General features: G+C 31.1%; 6 protein-coding genes. All 6 read right to left on the bottom strand.

The genetic code is table 11. The features are described 5' to 3' along the window. Nucleotides 1-263: 263 nt before the first annotated feature. Nucleotides 264-1,829: an ABC transporter substrate-binding protein gene (locus LQK79_RS20460; protein ID WP_053243473.1), complete on the bottom strand. Its 1,566-nt coding sequence runs from the start codon at nucleotides 1,827-1,829 to the stop codon at nucleotides 264-266. 695 nt (nucleotides 1,830-2,524) lie between these two features. Then, entirely contained in the window at nucleotides 2,525-2,803 is a 279-nt protein-coding gene (locus LQK79_RS20450; protein ID WP_231017729.1) for a hypothetical protein, read from the bottom strand. Between the two features lie 18 nt (nucleotides 2,804-2,821). Further along, nucleotides 2,822-3,655, bottom strand: a complete 834-nt coding sequence (locus LQK79_RS20445; RefSeq protein ID WP_053243476.1) for a PTS system mannose/fructose/sorbose family transporter subunit IID — start codon at nucleotides 3,653-3,655, stop codon at nucleotides 2,822-2,824. 1 nt (nucleotide 3,656) lies between these two features. Further along, nucleotides 3,657-4,502 (bottom strand): PTS mannose/fructose/sorbose/N-acetylgalactosamine transporter subunit IIC, encoded by an 846-nt coding sequence (locus LQK79_RS20440; protein ID WP_231017728.1) that lies wholly within the window; start codon nucleotides 4,500-4,502, stop codon nucleotides 3,657-3,659. Nucleotides 4,503-4,541: 39 nt separating this feature from the next. Beyond that, a complete protein-coding gene (locus LQK79_RS20435) occupies nucleotides 4,542-5,036 on the bottom strand; it encodes a PTS sugar transporter subunit IIB (RefSeq protein ID WP_053243478.1) in 495 nt (164 codons plus the stop codon). An 11-nt stretch (nucleotides 5,037-5,047) separates the two neighbouring features. Further along, nucleotides 5,048-5,476, bottom strand: a complete 429-nt coding sequence (locus LQK79_RS20430; protein ID WP_231017725.1) for a PTS sugar transporter subunit IIA — start codon at nucleotides 5,474-5,476, stop codon at nucleotides 5,048-5,050. Nucleotides 5,477-5,860: the final 384 nt, after the last annotated feature.

The raw sequence follows: 5,860 nt of genomic DNA, 5'->3' as shown, positions 1-5,860 counted from the left end.
TAAAACCCTTCACCTTTCGCATAGCGAAAACCTTAGTCTTTTAACAAACGAAGTGAGTTAAAACCCTTCACTATAGTACTCAACAAATTCCAGTTTGTAAGGATAAATTTGGTATTGGTAATTTAAATATTTCAGCTTGTTTATCTATATAGATAAACCGCTTCAACTATTAAAATTCATGTGCACCATAATGCCCAGAAGATGGCATTTTGGTACAAATAAATTTTAAGTTTCACGGTGGTTTATCTTTATTACTCTCATACTTATTTGTAATAAAGCTTTGACATATCTTCAAATGTATATACTGGAACTAATCCTGCCTCTTTAATTCCACCAATTCTCTTATCAATAACAAGAACTCTGTTATTGCTTAAAATTGGATAGAATACAGCATCATCTTGCATTATTTTTTGTATTTGATTATAAATTTCTTTTCTCTTAGCCTCATCTATTTCAACTCTTCCTTCATTGAAAAGTCTATCTATTTCGGAATTTTTATAATGCATATAGTTTACTTCACTATTCGATGTAAACAATGAGTTAAATGTATCAGGATCAATTCCCATTATATATCCACCAAATACTAAATCGAAATCTGTTTGAACCTTTCTCATCTTTTCACTTAACGCTGTAGAATCCATTCCTAAAAGTTCAACATCGATACCAACTGCCTTTAATTCCTGCTGCACTATAGCTGCTTGCTTTTGCTGCGCCACATTGTTGTTTGTGTAAGCAAGTTTTAACTTCAAACCCTTTACTCCTGCTTTTTGGAGAAGTTCTTTAGCCTTAGTCATATTATAGTCATATTTTTCAGTATCACTAGATTTATATTTACTTTCATTTGGTAAGAAGGTATATACAGGCTGTGCATATTTTTCTGAAACATAAGCTGCATCTATTATTTCTTTTCTATTTAATGCATACAGTATAGCTTTTCTCACATCTTTATTTTGAACTAGCTTAGAGCTTAAATTAAAGTCCATATATGCAACTCTACCCTCACCATATGGTATAACATCTAAATTTTTATTTGATTTTTGTATTTTACTTATATCTGCTGGTTGAACTACAAGTGCATTTAACTCACCTTTTTGGAGAGCAAGTTGTGCAGTATTAGCATCTTCAATTATTCTATATACAACATTTTTAATTTTAGGTTTTCCTAGGAAATAATTATCATTTGCCACAAGTTTCACATATTGCCCTGCCTTATATTCTGCTAACTTATATGGACCAGTACCAACTGGTTTAGCATTCTTAGAGCTTTTTTCTATATTTGCTTCCCCATCATAAATATGTTTAGGCATTATAAATATATCTCCAAGAAGTTCCATTGCTGCTGAACTTACTGTAGGCAATGTAAATTTAACAGTATAATTATCAACTTTTTCAACTTTAACTGGCTTACCATCAAATATTAACTGGCTATATGCCCAGCCCCCATTTGACTCTTTAAGCATTTGATCATATGTAAATACAACATCATCTGCTGTAAATGGCTTTCCATCACTCCACTTTACATTTTTTCTAAGCTTTGCAGTATAACTTAAGTGATCAGCAGAAGGAGTCATGCTTTCAGCTAAAAAATATTGAACTTTATCAGCATTATACATATATAATGGTGAATACAATGCTTTTATTTCTGTAAGTCCATATCTATCGCTTGTAGTAATTACGTTAACTGAATTTCCTGGGTCTCCATCAATACCATAAGTAAAAGTATCAGGTTTTGCTTGTGATGTGCTATTGTTACTTGTTCCGCATCCGCTTAATACTGTTGTTGCAATAAGTAATGCTGAAACAATAGCAGTAATTCTTTTTAGTTTCATTTGTGTTCCCCCTCTTGTAAAAATTCTATCTATTTAATTAAATATTATTTTTCATATTTATTTAATATGAATTGATATAAAAAAAATTTATTTCATACAATTCTAATATGATTAATAATTTATTTACGAGTTAAATTATAACATGTTTTCATCTCATGTCAATTAATTAATTGTTTTTTAAATGTTTTTTATAAATATCACTGTATCTTTTGATAAAATTTAAATATTCATTTAATCTTATTTTCCTAGTAATCAAATATGAAATATCAGTTTAGCTCATGGATAAATTATAACATTGTTTCTAATTATGTCAATACAATTTTTAAAAGTGGAGATCATTTAATAGTTTCCGATGATTTATATGGAGACATATACAGAATATTTGAGCAAATATATAAAGACTATGGAATTACGTTTACCTATAGGAGGATGTGAAAAATATAGGTATTCTTTTTTACGAGCCGCTCATAATGCTTTATGTGCGGTGTAGTAAAACTTATAGAATACCTTTTTTCACAACCTCATATATAGATACAACTATTATTGAAAACATTGAGAAAAGCATCCAAAAAAAAACACAAAAGCAATTTAATTTACTTTTTAGCAAAAGCTGCCACACTAATTTTTTAGTGTGACAGCCCCTTTACTTTAAGCAGTCATAATTATTCTTTAATCTTATAATATATTAACCTTACTTATTTGTTAATCAACTCCAAAATATGATTAACATTTTTTTTGCCATTCCTTATTGCCAAATTAATTATAAGGCATGCTATAACAGAAATTACAGCAATTAAAATGCCAAAAATTCCAAAAGCAAATTTAATTCCAGAATGTGATAATCCATAGTAAGCTATTACAACACCTATACTAGATAAACCCATAACATTTATAGACCATTTAGATAATTTTTTTAATAGTTTACTTTGCATCTCAGCTTCATAAATCATTTGTTTTTTCTTTTCATCTATCATACTAATTCCCCATGTCAATTAATAAGTTAATCCTGGATTAAAGAATCCTACAAGTACTCCAAGAAAAGCTATTATCAAAAATATTAGCATTACTATTGTAGGAGATATTTTCTTCTTTGACATAAGCCACCATGCAAGGATTACAGCGCCTGCTGAAAGAATTTTAGGGAAAACACCATCAAGAGTCTTTTGTAAATCTATAATTACTCCACCACGAGAATTGTACATTTTCAAAGATGTATTAATATTTACCCAAGTAGCAGCAACTGCACCAATTACTATAGTTCCAACCATTATTACAGATTCACGTACGGCAGTAGCTTTTTCTCCAACAACCATCTCAACAGCTTTACCACCTAGCTCATATCCTTTATAATAAGCCCATCTCATTCCAAAAATCATTAAAGCATTCCAAACTATAATATAAAATATTGCTCCTAAAGGAGAACCGCCTGTTGAAAGTCCTAAACCTATACCTAAAAGTATTGGTATTAAAGTACCTACTATTAATGAATCTCCAATACCTGCTAAAGGTCCCATAAGTCCAGCACGAATACCATTTATCATTTCACCATCAATATTTTCATGATTAGCTCTTGCTTCTTCAAGACCAGCTGTCATACCAACAACTAATGTTCCAATCTGAGGTTCTGTATTAAAAAATGCTTTATAAGTTTCCATAGCTTCTTTTTGTTCTTCTTTTGTTTCGTATAAATCTTTAACGATTGGAAGCATTGCACAAAGATAACCAAAAGTTTGCATATGTTCTTGAGAAAAACAAGTTAAATTTCCATAAAACCAATTTCTAAAAGATTTGCTTAAAGCTTTTTTAGATATTTTTTTCTTTTCCATATTATATGTCCTCCTCATCATCATCGTTACCCGTCGCTTTAGCTACAGACGGTTTTTGCAATTGAAGCATTCTTATTCTATAATTAATTAATGCAAAGAAGATACCTATTATTGCTGCTCCAATTAAGTTAACTTTCATAACTGCTGCCAAAGTGAAGCCTAAAAAGAAGGTTATAAAATCACTTGGTTTTAATACAACCTGTTTTAGTAATATTGCAATTCCTACTGCTGGAAGTAAGCTTCCTACTGTAAATAAAGTTTTCATTGGTATACCATTCATTGGCAATGCTACCTTCATAACTTTAACCATACTAGCACCCATTCTTGTAATAATAAGTGCTGGGATAAAACTACAAATAATGTGAGAAATCCATGGTAATCCCATATCAACTAAATAAAGCTTTTCAAAATCACCCTTATCTACTGCTTTCCATCCTATATGCTGCCATACCAAGTTTATAGTTGCTGTTCCATAAAATAAAACAGTTCCTAAAGTTCCAACTGCTGCACCTAATGCAGTTGCCATTTGAGTTGCCTGCGTAGAACTTGGATTTAAACCCATTCCTTTAATTGCTACTACAGCTAGCGGAATACCAATATAACTGATTGCACGTACATCTGCAGATACAGTTCCACCTGGAGTAACTAACGCAATATACACAACTTGAATTGCCGCACCAACTATAATACCAGTTTGTACATCTCCTAAAATAATTCCAACAACTAAACCTGCTACTAAAGGTCTTCCTAAAGTATAGTTACCAAAAGTAGTACCACCCATACCAGGCATACTTGACAGACATGCGAATAATCCAAATAATGCCGCCTGAATCCAATTTATCTCCATCGTTATTTTTCCCCCTTATTAAATTAAATTTATTAAAAACTATTTAAATCCAAATTGACCCCTAAACTTTTTCCAATTTCCTATTGCTTCTTCTTTAAGGAGAGCAAATTCTACATTATAGCCAGCCTGCATAATACGTTCAAAAGCTTCTGCTTCCTTTTGATTTATAGATTGATTATTTCCTAATTTTACTGTTCCTGGTCTATCGTTGCAGGGTCCTACAATAACCTCTTTAATACCAGGATCAAATTTATCATCCACCAAAATCCTAGACATAAGAATAGGTTCTTTTGTAATTAAAAAATACCTAGTACTGCTTTCCAAAACCTTATCGCATTTTAATTTCCAATGTTCATATGTCCATACAAATGTTTTTTTGCCGCTGGCACTTTTGTAAGCTGCCTTCAATACAGAATTGTTAGCAGCAGCATCATTAACAGCTATTATGCCATCACATGGATACTCTAAAGCCCATCTTGTACATGTTTGTCCGTGTATCATCCTATCATCTACTCTTAAAAATGAAACTGACATTTTTAACCCTCCTAAATATCGTCCTCTTGTTCTGTATCTACCAATTTAAATTCTTTTATTGACTCTGCTGCTGTTTCAAATAACGTTTTCTTTAGCTCTTCCATATTCATAGAATCTTTCATCAAAATTGTTGTTAATACAGTAGGCAAGTTCATTCCCCCAATTATAAATGCTTTCGATAACATTTCTTTACCAGCTAATATATTTACAGCTGTAGTCAAAGGAGAACCTCCAATAATATCTCCAAAAAGAATAATTTCGTCTTGATTAGTAACGTTTTCAATAACTGTCTTAAATTTTTCTCCAAATTTATCAGTACTCATTCCATCTTCTAAGCCCTGAAATAATACATCTTTTCTGTCTTTACCCGCAAGCATTGTTAATGCGTTATAAAGTCCTGCTGCAAATTGTCCATGACTTACTAATATTACATATCTCATCTTTTCCCCCCTAACTTAAATATAATTAAGCAATAACTTATATGCATAATTTTAAATTTAACTAAACTCACCAGCGCCAATGAACTTTTACATTTTTAATTTTAATAATATTTTGACTTATAAACACCTATAATTTGTCATCAATATATCATTACAAATGTAATGTCTTATATGACATTTGTAATTGTTTTCACAAAATTACAGCACAAAAGCAGGGTAAAGAGTAAAGTAATAATGCTGAAGGAACGATTTAAAAAAGTCCTATAAATCTTGGTTCAAAAATTGTAAAATACTTAGATATTTCAATTGTCTGTAGAGTAAGTCGGTGGCGAATCGCCACCTTCTCCTCATCAAACCGTGCATGCGGTTTTCTCGCACACGGCT

It is taken from the genome of Clostridium guangxiense, from assembly GCF_021043395.1.
In the GTDB taxonomy this organism is placed as follows: domain Bacteria; phylum Bacillota; class Clostridia; order Clostridiales; family Clostridiaceae; genus Clostridium_S; species Clostridium_S guangxiense.
The sequence above is the reverse complement of the archived record's forward strand: the minus strand, read 5'-3'. Positions and strand labels throughout refer to the sequence as shown.